Source organism: Micromonospora sp. NPDC000442 (assembly GCF_042898635.1).
Taxonomy (GTDB): domain Bacteria; phylum Actinomycetota; class Actinomycetes; order Mycobacteriales; family Micromonosporaceae; genus Micromonospora.
Genome location: NZ_JBIAYZ010000004.1, coordinates 400091 through 413497, shown reverse-complemented (window position 1 = coordinate 413497; position 13407 = coordinate 400091). Strand labels below are relative to the sequence as shown.

The following is a 13407-nucleotide window of genomic DNA, read 5'->3' as shown; positions in this document are numbered from 1 at the left end:
TCCAACCTGAGGAGTTGTGCAATGAGCGTGAGCGAGCAGGGCCGCCGGGCGCGAACGGCGGCGCAGACGCTGGCCGTGGCGACGCGTACCGCCAAGGACGCCGCGCTGCACGCGATGGCCGACGCGCTGGTGGCGCGTACGCCGGAGATCCTGACGGCGAACCTCGCGGACCTGGCGGCCGGGCGCGACGCCGGGCTGAGCGCGGCCGTGCTGGACCGGCTCGCCCTCGACGAGGGGCGGGTGGCCGGCATCGCCGACGCGCTGCGCCAGATGGCCGCGCTGCCCGACCCGGTGGGCGAGGTGGTCCGCGGCGCGACCCTGCCCAACGGGCTGGAGCTGCGGCAGATCCGGGTGCCGTTCGGGGTGGTCGGCGTCATCTACGAGGGGCGGCCCAACGTGACCGTGGACGCCGCCGGGATCTGCCTGAAGGCCGGCAACGCGGCGCTGCTGCGCGGCTCCTCCTCCGCCGCGCACTCCAACGCGGCCCTGGTGACGGTGCTGCGGGACGCGATCGACGGTGCCGGTCTGCCCGCCGACGCGGTGCAGCTGGTAGACGCCAGCTCCCGCGACTCGGTCAAGGAGCTGATGCGGGCCCGGGGCCTGGTCGACGTGCTGATCCCGCGCGGCGGGGCGTCGCTGATCCGCACCGTGGTCGAGGAGTCGACCGTGCCGGTGATCGAGACCGGGGTGGGCAACTGTCACGTCTACGTGGACGCCGCCGCCGACGTGTCGATGGCGGTCGCGGTCACCCTGAACGCGAAGACGCAGCGCCTGTCCACCTGCAACACGGCCGAGTCGCTGCTGGTGCACGCCGACGTCGCCGACGCCTTCCTGCCGGCGATGCTGGCCGCCTTCGCCGAGGCCGGGGTGACCGTGCACGGCGACGCGCGGGTCGCGGCCCACTCCGACGCCGTGGTTCCGGCCACCGACGAGGACTTCGGCACCGAATATCTCGCCGCGGACATCTCCGCCGCCGTCGTGGATTCGCTGGACGCGGCGGTCGCCCACATCCGGCGGTACGGCAGCGGCCACACCGAGGCGATCGTCACCGACTCTCAGTCGGCCGCCCGGGAGTTCGTGGCCCGGGTCGACTCGGCGGCCGTGATGGTCAACGCCTCGACCCGGTTCACCGACGGCGGCGAGTTCGGCTTCGGCGCCGAGATCGGCATCTCCACCCAGAAGCTGCACGCCCGCGGCCCCATGGGCCTCCCCGAACTGACCAGCACCAAGTACGTGGTAACCGGCACCGGCCACCTCCGCCCCTGACCCACCCACCACCACCCACCGCCACCCACCGCCACCCACCACCGCCCTCCACCGTCCTCCGCGATCTTGCACTTTCGGTCGGCAATACGAACCGATTGCCCCATTTTGAAGAGGCAAGAACTGCAAGATCGCGGGAACGCGGGGTGGGTGGGGGGGACGGGGGGGTGGGGGGTGGGGATGGGGTTAGCGGAAGGCGCGGATGACGGCGAGGGTGGCGTGTACGTCGAACTGGTGGCCGTCGTCGCTGCTCCAGCCGCCGTCGCTGCGCTGTGTCTCGGTGAGCCGGCGTCGGGCGGCCACCAGTGTCCACTCCTGATGGTCGACGCCCACCCGGCGCAGCGTCACCGCTAGCCAGGCGGCATCGGTCGCCGACGCCTGCGGCAGCCGCTCCGCCAGCACCGCCTTGATCTGCGCCGACTCGTAGAACATCTGCTGCCGGTGCAGGACGGCCGCGCTGAGCCAACCGGCAGCCAGGAAGGACGGCCAACTACCGTCGGGGCGCAGTTGGGTGGCGAGCGCCTGGCTGGCGGCCTGCACCACCCCGGCGTACGCCCCGCCGACCCGGTGGTCCAGCGGCCCGGCGGCCCGCGCGTCCAGGCCCGCCACGGTGAGCCAGAAGGCGGCGTTGGCGGTCAGGTACAGCCGCGCCTCCGGGTCACCCGGACGGGCCCACTCGGGCGCGGAGTCCGCGAGGGCCGGGTCCTCCTCCCAGCAGCCGTCGCGCTGCTGGCCGGCGGCGAGCCAGTCCAGCGCCCGACGGGCGCTCGGGCGGCCCAGCGCACCGAGGTCGTCCAGTTCGGCGAGGCGGAAGCAGGTGGCGTCGACCGAGGCGACCTCGTCGCCCCAGGATGCCGGCCAGCCGCCGCCGGGTGTCTGCCCGACCTCGGCGCTGTCGAGCACCTCCGGCGGTGGCTGCGTGCCGGTACGCAGCCAGGACAGGCGGGCACGCTCCACCGCATCTCCGTGAGCCACCACGAACCCGATCGCCGCGTCGATGTCGACCACGGCGGCCACGCTACCGGCGCAAACGTGATCTCGCCTCAGGAGGACGGGTAGGTGAGATCCGACCGACGGCAGGGCGGCGGCGAGGGGCCCCTCCCCCATGGACGTGGTGGAGGGGCCCGTCGGCTATGGATCAGTACGCGGGCAGCGAGGGATCGATCTGCTTGATCCAGGAGAGCACCCCGCCCTGCACGTGCACCGCATCGCGGAAACCGGCCGCCTTCAACGCGGCCAACGCCTCGGCGGAGCGGACGCCGGACTTGCAGTGCAGCACGATCTGCCGGTCCTGCGGAAGCTTGGACAGCGCCTCACCGGAGAGGATCTCGCCCTTGGGGATCAGGGTGGCCCCGGGGATACGGACGATCTCGTACTCGGCCGGCTCCCGGACGTCGACGAGGAAGATGTCCTTGCCGGCGTCCTGCCACTCCTTCAGCTCGGATGCGGTGATGGTCGCGTCGACCACCGCCTCCTGGGCCTCCACGGACACCGCGCCACAGAAGTCCTCGTAGTCCTCCATGAGATCGGTGAGTGTCGGGTTCTCACCGCAGAGCACGCAGTTCGGATCCTTCCGGACCTTGATCTTGCGGTAGCTCATCTCCAGGGCGTCGTAGACCATCAACCGGCCGACAAGCGGCTCGCCGATGCCGGCGAGCAGCTTGATCGCCTCGTTGACCTGGATCGAGCCGATCGAGGCGCAGAGCACGCCCAGCACGCCACCCTCGGCGCAGGAGGGCACCATGCCCGGCGGCGGGGGCTCCGGGTAGAGGCAGCGGTAGCAGGGGCCGTGCTCGGCCCAGAACACCGACGCCTGGCCGTCGAAGCGGTAGATCGACCCCCAGACGTACGGCTTGCCGAGCAGCACCGCCGCGTCGTTGACCATGTAGCGGGTGGCGAAGTTGTCGGTGCCGTCGACGATCAGGTCGTACTGGGCGAAGATGTCGCGGACGTTGTCCCGGTCCAGCGCGGTGTTGTGGATCTCGACGTTCACCAGCGGGTTGATCTCGCGGATGCTCGCCGCGGCCGACTCGGCCTTGGACCGGCCGATGTCGGAGACGCCGTGGATGATCTGGCGCTGGAGGTTGGACTCGTCGACGGTGTCGAAGTCGATGATCCCCAGGGTGCCGACCCCCGCCGCGGCCAGGTACATCAGGGCGGGAGAACCGAGACCACCGGCACCGACACAGAGCACCCGGGCGTTCTTCAGCCGCTTCTGCCCGGTGACCCCGACGTCGGGGATGATCAGGTGGCGCGAGTAGCGGCGGATCTCGTCAACGGTCAGCTCGGCGGCGGGTTCGACGAGCGGGGGCAACGACATGGTGGACTCCCCGGGATCGATGGTGGGCAACCGGGCCATTGTCGCTCGCCGACGCGCCCATCGACCATGAGCAGGGACACGTCGCCCGCTATGCGGGAGCGGGAATACCCACCGGGCCGGTAGCGCTCGCCGCCGTGGTCAGCCGATCAGCTCGCCGGCGTACCGGTGCCCGTCGAGGAGCGGCCAGGCGTTCGGCAGGCAGCCGTCCAGGCCGTACGTCTGCTGCTGCATGACCGGCGCCGGGTCCCCCGGTGCCGGACACGCCTCGTGCCCCTCCCCGAATTCGTGCCCGACCTCATGGTTGATCACGTATGCCCGGTAGACCTCCAGCGGTGCGCCGTAATCCGGTACCGCCTCCAGCCAGCGGGCCAGATTGATGATGACCTGCCCGGGCAGCCGGCACGAGGTGTAGCCCTCGGTACTCAGTCCCCCCTCGGCGCACATCGCCTCCGAGGTGCGCGGGGTGGCGAGATAGATGGTGAAGTCGGCCGATTCCGCCTCGGCGATCCGCTGCACGCGCAGCTCCCGGGTGCCGATCCAGCTACGCGGGTCGGCCAGCACCCCGTCGACCGCGGCGGCGAAGGCGGCCGGGTCCTGGCCGGTGCCGCGTTCGACGGCCACCCGGTAGCGGACCACCGGGCCATCCTCGCCATACACCGGCGAGTGGTCACCGGCCAGCGTGAAGCTGCCGGCACCCGCCCACGGATACCCGCTCGGCCCGGACCGCTCCTCGCCTCCCGATCCGGATGCGATCCGGTTGCCGAAGCCCTGGTCCGGGGCGGCCACCCGCTGACCGGTCCGGGCCAGCAGGACCGCCGCGGTGGCGGCCAGCACCAGCACCATGCCCAGCGTCACGACCCTCCGGTGCGGAACCACCGGCCTGCGGTGCCGATCCTCGGGCTCCGGCGGGTGGTCCGCGCGGCGATATTCCCGCCAAAGGGGTGAAGAGGGCATGTCATCATCGTCGCACCCTATTCCGGCACATCACCGCATTTTGATCGACTTGCTGCCGTTCGGACGCGATACCCGCTCAGCGCGGACGGGCTCAGAGCGGGGGACCCGCGTACCGCCGGCCGTCCAGGTACGGCCACGGGTTCGCGACGCAGCCCTTGAGGAAGAGCGTCTGCTGCATCATCACCGGAGCCGGGTCGCCACGGCCCGGGCAGCGCTCGTGCCGGTTACCCAACTCGTGCCCGACCTCGTGATTGACCACGTACGTCCGGTAGAGCGACAGTGGCACGTCGGCCTCGACGAAGTGCGGTACCGACAGCCGCCACCGGTCCAGGTTGATGATCACCTTTCCCGGTGCGCGGCAGGAGGTGTACGGCCGTCCACCGACCCGGATGTCGACACCCCCGGCGGCACACATCCGGCCCGCCGTCCCGGCCGTGGCCAGGTAGACGGTGAAGTCGTGACGAGCCGTGCGCTCGACCTGCCGCAGCCGCAGCCGACCGCTGTCCACCCAACTGCCGGGGCCGGCCAGCGCCGTCCGCACCGCCAGGGCGAACTCGCCCGCGTCCACGCCGGAGCCGGACTCCACCGCCACCCGGTAGCGCCGCAGGCCACCGGCCGTACCCAGCACCGGGCCGGTCCGGTCGTCGTACCCGAAGCGACCCGGGCCGGTCGACGGGATCGAACCGGGCTCCTGCAGGACGGGTGGCGCGGGCGACGGGGACCTCTCCGCAGGCGACGGGGACACCGGCGACGGCGTCGCCACCGGCGCCAGGGCCACGGCCGGCCCGGAGACCACCGGGTCGACCTCGTCGGCCGCCCCTGAGCCCACACCGGTGCCGCCGGCAACCATCGCCACCGCGGCACCGACGGCGGCCACCAGCGCCGCCACCCGGATCAGGGCACCGGTCCCGGGCCGCCTACGACGCCCCCCGCCCGCGGCGGACCCGGTCTGGTCCGCCGCCCGATACTGGTGGCCCCGCCGGACGGCATGACGGCCAGCGGAGTGAGCCGATCGACGACGGCTACCAGGGCTGCGCATCCCGGTCATCCTGCCAGGTCGGCCCGGCGGGCGGGTTCCCCCGTCTCGGCGAGCAGCCCCAGCACGGCCCGGGCCACCAGGCGCGGCACCTCAAGTTGGGCCACGTGACCGACACCATTGATCATCAGGAGTCGGCTGTCCGGGATCACCCGGGCGGCCTGCGGCGCGACCCGCACGTCGACCAACCGGTCCTGCCGTCCCCCGATGACCAGCGAGGGCGCACGCACCGTGCCGGCCATCCGCCACAGCGAGCCCGACCCGGGCAGGTACGACCGCACGAAGCTGGACACCAGGCCACGGAAGGTACGCACGTACGCCGCCGCGTAGTGCTCCGCCTCGTAGCGGACCCGGATCTCCTCCAGCGCCTCGCTCCGACGCTGGTCGCTGATCCGGGTGAGATCGGCCACGCACGCCTCCATCACCTGCTGGGCCATCACCTCCGGCGCGAGTTGGGCCAGCCGCCAGGCGGCCACCCGTTCGCCTCGGGGGATCGCCAGCAGCGGCAGCATCCGTCCCTGCAACGACCGGCGGAAGTCGAGGAACGGCAGGGCCGGCGACACCAGGGTCAGTGTCCGGACCAGATCCGGCCGGAGGGCGGCCACCCGTACCGAGATCGCCCCACCCAGCGAGTTGCCGAACAGGTGCACCGGCCCGCGGTCGGAGTACTCGATCCAGCGGATCACCCGGTCCGCGAAGACCGGCACGGTGTAGCGGCGGCCCGGCTCGCTGCGACCGAAGCCGGGCAGGTCGATCGCCTGACCGTCCAGCCGCTCGGCGAGCAGGCCCGCCAGGTCGGTCCAGTTCTGCGACGAGCCGCCCAGGCCGTGCACGTACAACGCCGGTTCGGCGTCCGGGCCGGTGGCCGGCGTCTCCCGGACGTAGGTGACAGCTCCGTCGAGTCGTACCTCGCGCCCCGGCCAGGGCGGCGGAACCGAGTGAGCGGGCAACAGCCGTTCGGGCCAGAGGGTGGCAGGCTTCACCGTTCCAGTCTGCCTGGAACGGCTCACGCCAGCAGCGCCTCCAGTCGACGATTGACCGCGGCCAGGGTCGCCCGCACCACCGCCTGCCGGGGATCGCCAGCCACCAGGGCGGACCCGGCCAACTGCTCGACCCACCCGTCGCAGACCAGCAGCACCACCACGGTGGCCACCTCGCAGTTGCCGAACGGCACCACCGCGGCGTGCTCCACGAAGCACCGTCCACGTTCCGCCGTGGGACCGGCGGCGTAGAGCAGCTCGTCGACCGCCGCCGCCGCCGCGACGCCGCACAACCGCAGCACGAAGCCGTCGACGGCAGGCCCGGTGGCGTACCCCGAGGCGTTCTGGTCGCCCGCGACCAGCCGGACCTCGACGTTGGCGTCAAGCCCGAACGTGCTCACCTGGACGTGGTCGAGTATCACCCGGGGGCCCGGCGCCCCGCCGGTGTCCAGCGGTCGCGACGGCGCGGACTCGGTCGTGGTGAGTTGCCCGCCGGAGTAGGAGGCACCGAGGGTCACCGGACTGCCCGGCGCACCCGGCTCGTCCACGACCGCGCGGCCCCGGTTCGGCGCCGGTGACTGCCGGCGCCGACGGGTGGTCTCCGGCACGGTCTCCGGCCGGCTCGGCGGAGTCTCCGTCCGGGTGCCGCCGGGTCGGGCCGACGGACGCCGTGGCTCGGCGGCCGGGCGCGTCTCACCCGCCTCGCTCCGGCTCTCCGCAGAGCGCCGACGCATCGGCACGGCAGGAACTCCGGGCAGGCCGCGCGGTGCCGCAGCCAGCCCCATCCGCTCCTGCAACAGCCGGGCGACCTGTCGACTCACCTCGGCCGGGTCGGCCCCGTCGGCGAGATCGAGACGCAGGCTGTGCGCACCGGCGGGGGTACGCCGCAGGGCGGCGTCGCGTACGCCCTCGACTCCTCGGACGGCAGCGAGGATCGCGTTGACGTCGAAGCCCTCCGGCCGGTCCCGCAGCGTGGCCGGCTCGTCGTCACGGCGGAGATGAGTGGCGATCCGGGCGAGTTCCGGGGTTTCGGCGGGTGGCTCCACAGCTGGCGGCTCCGGCACGACGGGCACGTCCGGTTCGGCAGGGACGCGCTGCGGCAACACCGCCGTGGTGCTGTCCCTCGAACGGTCGCCGGCCGGCTCAGTCGGCGGGACCGGATCGGGCGCGGACCGGCGTGCCGCATAGGGGGCTGCACTCGTCGGGACGGGCACAGAGGGGGTGCGCTCGCGGCGGCCGGGCTCACCTGGAACCTGGTCGGTCGCAGCCGCCCCGGCGGTCGGGTCCGGCGGGGCGGGAGCCGCGGCGGGCGCGGGTGTCGGCTCGTCCGGAACCGGCCGCAGCCGGAACGGTCGATACCCCGGAGGATCGGCGGCCGACCGGGCCTCGGTGACCGATGGCGTCGAGCCGGGCTCCGATGTCTCACGCCGGCTCGGCGGGCCAGGCTGCGGTGCGCTGCCGGTGGGGGCGGTCGATCGGGGTCCGGCCGGTGGGGCGCTGGTCGGATCGACGGCACCGGACGGCGTCCCGGCGGGCGGGGAACTGGCCGGATGCAGCGCCCACGGCAGGCGCTCGTCGGTCGACTGGCCGCCGGACCGGTTGCCCCAGGGCGGAGCCTCCTCGTGCCGGGTACCCCAGGGCGGGCCCTCGTTCGCCGGTGCACCGCTGACCGGCGGCAGCGCCCACGACGGACGCTCCTCCGCAGGCGGCACCTCGGACGCACGCGCCCACGACGGACGCTGGGGGGCCGGCGGTGCGCTGGTCGGGTCGCCGGCGGCCGGGGGCAGCGCCCAGGACGGACGCTCGTGGGCCGGCGGCACCTCAGACGCGCGCGCCCACGAGGGAGGTTGCGGGGTCGGGGGTGCGCTGCTCGGATCGGCGGCCGGCTTGTCCACCGAATCGGGCGCGGTGGATGACTGGCCTTCGGGGACGGGCTCGGCATCCCTGCGGGGTTCGTACGTTCGGGGCCGGTCCGCGCGGACCGGCTCGTACGGACGCGTCGGCTCGGCGCGGACCGGCTCGTACGGGCGGTTGGGCTCACCATCGTCGCGCGCCCACGGCGGCGCCCAGTCGCGGGCCGGGCCGGGCTGGGCCCAGTTGGGTCGGTCCGAATCGTCGGCGGGTTGTTCGACAGGCGACCAGCCGGCCGGCTGGTCAATGCCGCCCGACGCGTCCGACCAGCGGGCGGGCTGGTCGGTGCCGGCCGCCGAAGGGCGGTCAGCCGGCCCGGCGGCCTGCTCGGTGACCGGCACGGTCGGCCAGGGCTCGCCGACCGGCTCCGGCGGGAAACCGTCGTCCCAGCCCTGCTGCCGGCCGCCCGTCGGGCCCTCCCCGGACCGTTCGGCGGTGGGCGCGTGCAGGCCGGGCGGCATCTCGAAGCCGGAGGGGGCCGTGCCGACCGGCGGCACCTGCACGGCCGGGGGTGACGAGGTCGGCAGAACGGTACCGGTGGTGACCGGTTGCTCGCCGGACGGAGCCGGGCGGGGCGCCGGTACGACGAGCCGGTCCTGCCCGGGGTCCTGACCCGGCCCAAGCAGGCCGGGCGGTGCGCTGACCGGGGCATGCCGGTTGGCCGGCGTCTGGTCGGCGACGGGCGCGCCGTTCGTCCGGTGGCCGTTGACGTGGTTGCCGTTCACCCGCACGGGCCGCTCCGGCTCCGCCTGCTCACCGACGGGAGCGGGCAGGTCGGCGTGGCGTGACGAGGCGGTGGCCCAGCCGGACGGGACCTCCGGCCGCGGCCTGGTCGTGTCGGAGCCCGGCACGACCTCGGGGCCCCACGACCAGTCGACCGGCGGCGGCGCCCACCCGTTGCCGGAACGGGCCAGGTCATCGCGCTGACCCGTCCCGTCGCCGTGCTCTCCCGGGGTGGCGGCACCGGGTTGCCCTGTTTCACTCACCGCGCGCTCCTTGGTCGCCCCCGCTGAGGCTACCGTGTGGCGACAGTGGCGATAAGTTACAGCGGCGGGCCAATTCCGCGAGGGGCCGAGGGGCCCCGACCGGTTCGGGTGATATGCCGGCCCGTACGACAACCTCGGAGGTTCCCATGACCGCTGTGGGGAACGGCGCCCAGACCGCCGGACGACCCACGCGCCTGCCCCGTTCGGCGCGCCGCAAGCAGCTACTCGCCGCTGCTCAGGAGGTGTTCGTCGCGCACGGTTACCACGCTGCGGCCATGGACGACATCGCCGAGCGGGCCGGGGTCTCCAAGCCGGTGCTGTACCAACACTTCCCCGGCAAGATGGAGCTCTATCTCGCGCTGCTCGACACGCACTGTGACGCAATCGTCGCCAAGGTGCACGACGCCATGGCAAGCACCACCGACAACAAGGAGCGGGTCAGCGCGTCGGTGCGGGCGTACTTCGACTTCGTCGATCACGAGAGCGAGGCCTTCCGCCTGGTCTTCGAGTCGGACCTGCGCAACGAGCCGGCAGTGCGGCAGCGCGTGGAGCGGGTCGAGCAGGGCTGCATCGCGGCGATCACCGACACGATCATCTCCGACACCGGGGTCAGCCGGGCGCACGCCGAGTTGCTCGCCTCGGGCCTGGTCGGCGCGGCCGAGACCGCCGCGCAGTTCTGGTTGGCCGGCGGCCGTCAGGTGCCCAAGGCGGAGGCCGAGGCGTTGGTCGCGGCGCTGTCCTGGCGGGGCATCGCCAGCTTCCCGCTGCAAGGTGAGTCAGCCTGACCTTCGACCTTGTGATCGGATAGCCTTCGCAGGGCGGCCATTTCGCCCGATGGAGGAGGCACAGTGGAGGTCAAGATCGGCGTGCAGTACGCGCCGCGCGAGCTGGTCCTGGAGAGCGCACAGTCGCCGGCCGAGATCGAGCAGATCGTGACCGACGCCGTCGCCAGGGGCGAGGGCACTCTCTCCCTGACCGACGAGAAGGGGCGGCGGGTGATCGTGCCGGTCGGCAAGGTCGCCTATGTCGAGATCGCCGAGGCGTCCCCTCGGGCGGTCGGTTTCACCGTCCGCTGACGTTCTGACAGACCGGCGACAGGACCGGCCGGGCGGGGATGTCTCGCCACACCGCCCTGTTGCCGGTCTCTGCTCGGTTGCCGCGCTCGACTCGGTTGTCGAGCCCGACTCAGTTGTTGAGCCCGACGGCGGCCATCCGCGCGGTGTGCGCGGCGGTCAGCCGCCGGAACAATTCCGCCACGTCGACGTCACCACCTGCGGCGATCAGCCTGGTGAGGGCCCCCTGGTCGGCGGAGGCGACCCGCCCCGCCTGGGACAGCGCCTCGCCGACCAGACGTCGAGCCCACATCGACAGTCGGCCCGCCACGGTCGGATCGGCCCCGATGGCGAGCCGGATCTCGGCGGCGGCGAACTCCGCGTACCGCGACTCGTGCAGCACGTCGAGGACCAGTTGGCGGTCGGGCTCCCCCAGCGCGACGGCGATCTCCCGGAGGAAGTCGTCGGTGATCGCATCACCGACGTACGCCTTGGTGACCGCCTCCGCCCAGTCGCGGGGCTCGGTCGAGTCGTGGTACGCCTGCAACGGCGTGACGTACGCCGCCATCGCGTCGTCCGGCGGCACACCCAGCGCGGTGAGCCGGTCGGCCACCCGCCGGTAATTGGCGATCTCGGCAGCGGCCATCTCACTCAAGGCGGCCCGGCGGCGCAGGTCGGGCGCGAGCCGGGCGTCGGCCGCCATCCGGTCGAAGGCGAGCAGTTCGCCGAGGGCCACCAGGCCGAGCAGGTCGGCGACGGTCTGGCCGGGCGGGGTGGGGGCGGACACGTGCGCAGGCTACCGTCCGGCCGGAGCACCGGCAGGCCCGCACGAACCGCCCTCCCCCCGGCTATATGTGATACAGGTCACTTACAAACCTTTGCGCCGTCGCTCGTCGCCGCGGAATCGGGACTCTGTTTGGCCCGTTCAGGTAGCATGGAGGAGTTGCCGTAGGCGCCGATCCGGCCGGAGTCAACTCCGATCCGGTCGAAGTCCGACCCACGGCGCGCGTGCGGCCCGGTCGCGCCCGGCTCTCTGCCGCCGACCGTGTGGCCCGCGCCATACCGAACGCGCCCTGAGGACATGACGGGGCGCACCCACGAGAGGGCACCCCCAAATCCACATGAGTGAGCCGATTCAAGAAATCACCGACGGCCAGGAACTGGCCCCGACCGCCCCGGTCCGACCGGAGGCACCGACCTTTGCCGAGCTCGGCGCGCGTGCCGAGACCGTCGACGCGCTGGCCGCGGCCGGCATCACCCGCGCCTTCGCCATCCAGGAGTACGCACTGCCGATCGCGCTGCGCGGAGCCGACCTGATCGGGCAGGCACCGACCGGCACCGGCAAGACGCTGGGCTTCGGCGTCCCGCTGCTGGAGCGGGTCTTCGCACCCGACGAGGGCGGCGACGGACTGCCGCAGGCCCTGGTCGTCGTACCGACCCGCGAGCTGGGCATCCAGGTGGCCAAGGACATCGCCGCCGCCAGCCGCACCCGGGGCGTACGCGTGCTGCCGATCTACGGCGGCGTCGCGTACGAGCCGCAGATCGACGCGCTGCGCAAGGGCGTGGAGATCCTCGTCGGCACGCCGGGTCGCCTGCTGGACCTCGCCAAGCAGAAGCACCTGCGCCTGCACGGGGTACGCGCGCTGGTCCTGGACGAGGCCGACCGGATGCTCGACCTCGGCTTCCTCGACGACGTCGAGCGGATCCTGGCGATGCTGCCGGAGGATCGGCAGACCATGCTCTTCTCCGCGACCATGCCGGACCCGATCGTGACGCTGTCCCGGCGCTTCCTGCGCCACCCGATCACGATCCACGCCGGGCACAGCGCCGAGACCGGCCCCTCGCCGCAGACGGAGCAGCTCGTCTACCGCACCCACTCGATGAACAAGATCGAGATCGTGGCCCGGATCCTTCAGGCCGAGAGCCGTGGCCTGACCATCATCTTCACCCGGACCAAGCGGGCCGCCGACCGGGTCGCCGAGGACCTGGACTTCCGGGGCTTCGCGGTCGCGGCGGTGCACGGCGACCTCGGTCAGGGTGCCCGCGAGCGGGCCCTGCGGGCCTTCCGGGCCGGAAAGATCGACACCCTGGTCGCCACCGACGTGGCGGCCCGGGGCATCGACGTCAGCGGCGTCACGCACGTGATCAACTACGACTGCCCGGAAGACCAGGACACCTACACCCACCGGATCGGCCGGACCGGTCGGGCCGGCGCGAGCGGCGTCGCGGTGACCTTCGTCGACTGGGACGACATGCCCCGCTGGCGGATCATCGACAAGACGCTCGGACTGGACATGCCCGAGCCGCCGGAGACGTATCACACCTCGCCGCACCTCTACACCGACCTGCACATCTCCACCGAGATCACCGGCACCCTGCCGACCGCCGAGCGCACCCGCGCCGGGTTGGCCGCCGAGGTCGAGGAGGATCTGGGCGGTGGCCGTCCCCGGCGGGGTGAGCCGCGCGGCACCCGCCGCCGCGGTCAAGGCGAGGGCGGCCGTGGTGAGGGTGGTCGGAGTGAGGGCGGCCGTGGCGACGGTGGCCGTGGACGCGGCGGCAGCGGTCGCCGGCAGGACGGTGCCGACACCACGCCAACCGACGCCACCGGGAGTGACGCCGAGGAAGGCACCCGTACCCCCCGACGTCGCCGGCGTCGCCGGGCCGGCGAGGCGGTGGCGGGCGCCGAGACGGCCTCGACGGCCGTCGACAGCACCCCCGCCGAGGCGACCACCGGCCGCGGCGAGGACGTCGCCGGTGAGGCCGCTCCGCGCCCGCGCCGCCGCCGACGCCGCCGTGGTGCCGCTGCCGACAGCGGTACGCCAGCCGAGGCAACCACCGACTGACGACGTACCGCCCGAAGCAGCGGCGAGCGGCCAGTGCCACTGGACCGACCCGTCGCCGCCCG

11 protein-coding genes are annotated in these 13407 nt (G+C 73.2%); 4 read left to right on the top strand and 7 right to left on the bottom strand.

Features of this window, described 5'->3' with window-relative positions:
* Positions 1-21: 21 nt before the first annotated feature.
* Positions 22-1266 (top strand): glutamate-5-semialdehyde dehydrogenase, encoded by a 1245-nt coding sequence (locus ACFY2A_RS08955; protein ID WP_387170022.1) that lies wholly within the window; start codon positions 22-24, stop codon positions 1264-1266.
* 183 nt (positions 1267-1449) lie between these two features.
* Here ACFY2A_RS08955 and ACFY2A_RS08950 read toward each other — a convergent pair whose 3' ends face one another.
* The 6 genes from ACFY2A_RS08950 to ACFY2A_RS08925 all read right to left on the bottom strand — a co-directional run bounded on the left by ACFY2A_RS08950 (position 1450) and on the right by ACFY2A_RS08925 (position 8448).
* Complete coding sequence (locus tag ACFY2A_RS08950) at positions 1450-2370, bottom strand: prenyltransferase/squalene oxidase repeat-containing protein (protein ID WP_387170020.1); 921 nt, start codon at positions 2368-2370, stop codon at positions 1450-1452.
* Between the two features lie 31 nt (positions 2371-2401).
* Positions 2402-3622 carry an adenylyltransferase/sulfurtransferase MoeZ gene (gene moeZ / locus ACFY2A_RS08945; RefSeq protein ID WP_387170018.1) on the bottom strand — a complete coding sequence of 407 codons (1221 nt, stop codon included), beginning with the start codon at positions 3620-3622 and terminating at the stop codon, positions 2402-2404.
* 99 nt (positions 3623-3721) lie between these two features.
* Positions 3722-4438 carry a DUF3152 domain-containing protein gene (locus ACFY2A_RS08940; RefSeq protein ID WP_387170016.1) on the bottom strand — a complete coding sequence of 239 codons (717 nt, stop codon included), beginning with the start codon at positions 4436-4438 and terminating at the stop codon, positions 3722-3724.
* 190 nt (positions 4439-4628) lie between these two features.
* Positions 4629-5426, bottom strand: coding sequence for a DUF3152 domain-containing protein (locus ACFY2A_RS08935; RefSeq protein WP_387170014.1), 798 nt, complete (start codon positions 5424-5426; stop codon positions 4629-4631).
* A 155-nt stretch (positions 5427-5581) separates the two neighbouring features.
* Complete coding sequence (locus ACFY2A_RS08930) at positions 5582-6556, bottom strand: alpha/beta fold hydrolase (protein ID WP_387170012.1); 975 nt, start codon at positions 6554-6556, stop codon at positions 5582-5584.
* A gap of 23 nt (positions 6557-6579) precedes the next feature.
* Positions 6580-8448 (bottom strand): hypothetical protein, encoded by a 1869-nt coding sequence (locus tag ACFY2A_RS08925; RefSeq protein ID WP_387170131.1) that lies wholly within the window; start codon positions 8446-8448, stop codon positions 6580-6582.
* 1148 nt (positions 8449-9596) lie between these two features.
* Between ACFY2A_RS08925 and ACFY2A_RS08920 the strand changes: the two genes are divergently transcribed.
* Together ACFY2A_RS08920 and ACFY2A_RS08915 are read left to right on the top strand one after the other, a co-directional pair.
* Entirely contained in the window at positions 9597-10235 is a 639-nt protein-coding gene (locus tag ACFY2A_RS08920; RefSeq protein WP_363918334.1) for a TetR/AcrR family transcriptional regulator, read from the top strand.
* Between the two features lie 63 nt (positions 10236-10298).
* A complete protein-coding gene (locus ACFY2A_RS08915) occupies positions 10299-10526 on the top strand; it encodes a DUF3107 domain-containing protein (RefSeq protein ID WP_111245996.1) in 228 nt (75 codons plus the stop codon).
* A 109-nt stretch (positions 10527-10635) separates the two neighbouring features.
* Here ACFY2A_RS08915 and ACFY2A_RS08910 read toward each other — a convergent pair whose 3' ends face one another.
* Positions 10636-11289: a ferritin-like fold-containing protein gene (locus ACFY2A_RS08910; protein ID WP_387170009.1), complete on the bottom strand. Its 654-nt coding sequence runs from the start codon at positions 11287-11289 to the stop codon at positions 10636-10638.
* Positions 11290-11623: 334 nt separating this feature from the next.
* Here ACFY2A_RS08910 and ACFY2A_RS08905 point away from each other — a divergent pair, with 334 nt between their 5' ends.
* Positions 11624-13345 carry a DEAD/DEAH box helicase gene (locus ACFY2A_RS08905; RefSeq protein ID WP_387170007.1) on the top strand — a complete coding sequence of 574 codons (1722 nt, stop codon included), beginning with the start codon at positions 11624-11626 and terminating at the stop codon, positions 13343-13345.
* Positions 13346-13407: the final 62 nt, after the last annotated feature.

Bases quoted from the DNA above. Each gene is read 5' to 3' on its own strand.
- ACFY2A_RS08955 (WP_387170022.1), top strand. From the start codon at position 22: ATGAGCGTGAGCGAGCAGGGCCGCCGGGCGCGAACGGCGGCGCAGACG.
- ACFY2A_RS08950 (WP_387170020.1), bottom strand. From the start codon at position 2,370: ATGGGGGAGGGGCCCCTCGCCGCCGCCCTGCCGTCGGTCGGATCTCAC.
- moeZ (WP_387170018.1), bottom strand. From the start codon at position 3,622: ATGGCCCGGTTGCCCACCATCGATCCCGGGGAGTCCACCATGTCGTTG.
- ACFY2A_RS08920 (WP_363918334.1), top strand. From the start codon at position 9,597: ATGACCGCTGTGGGGAACGGCGCCCAGACCGCCGGACGACCCACGCGC.
- ACFY2A_RS08905 (WP_387170007.1), top strand. From the start codon at position 11,624: ATGAGTGAGCCGATTCAAGAAATCACCGACGGCCAGGAACTGGCCCCG.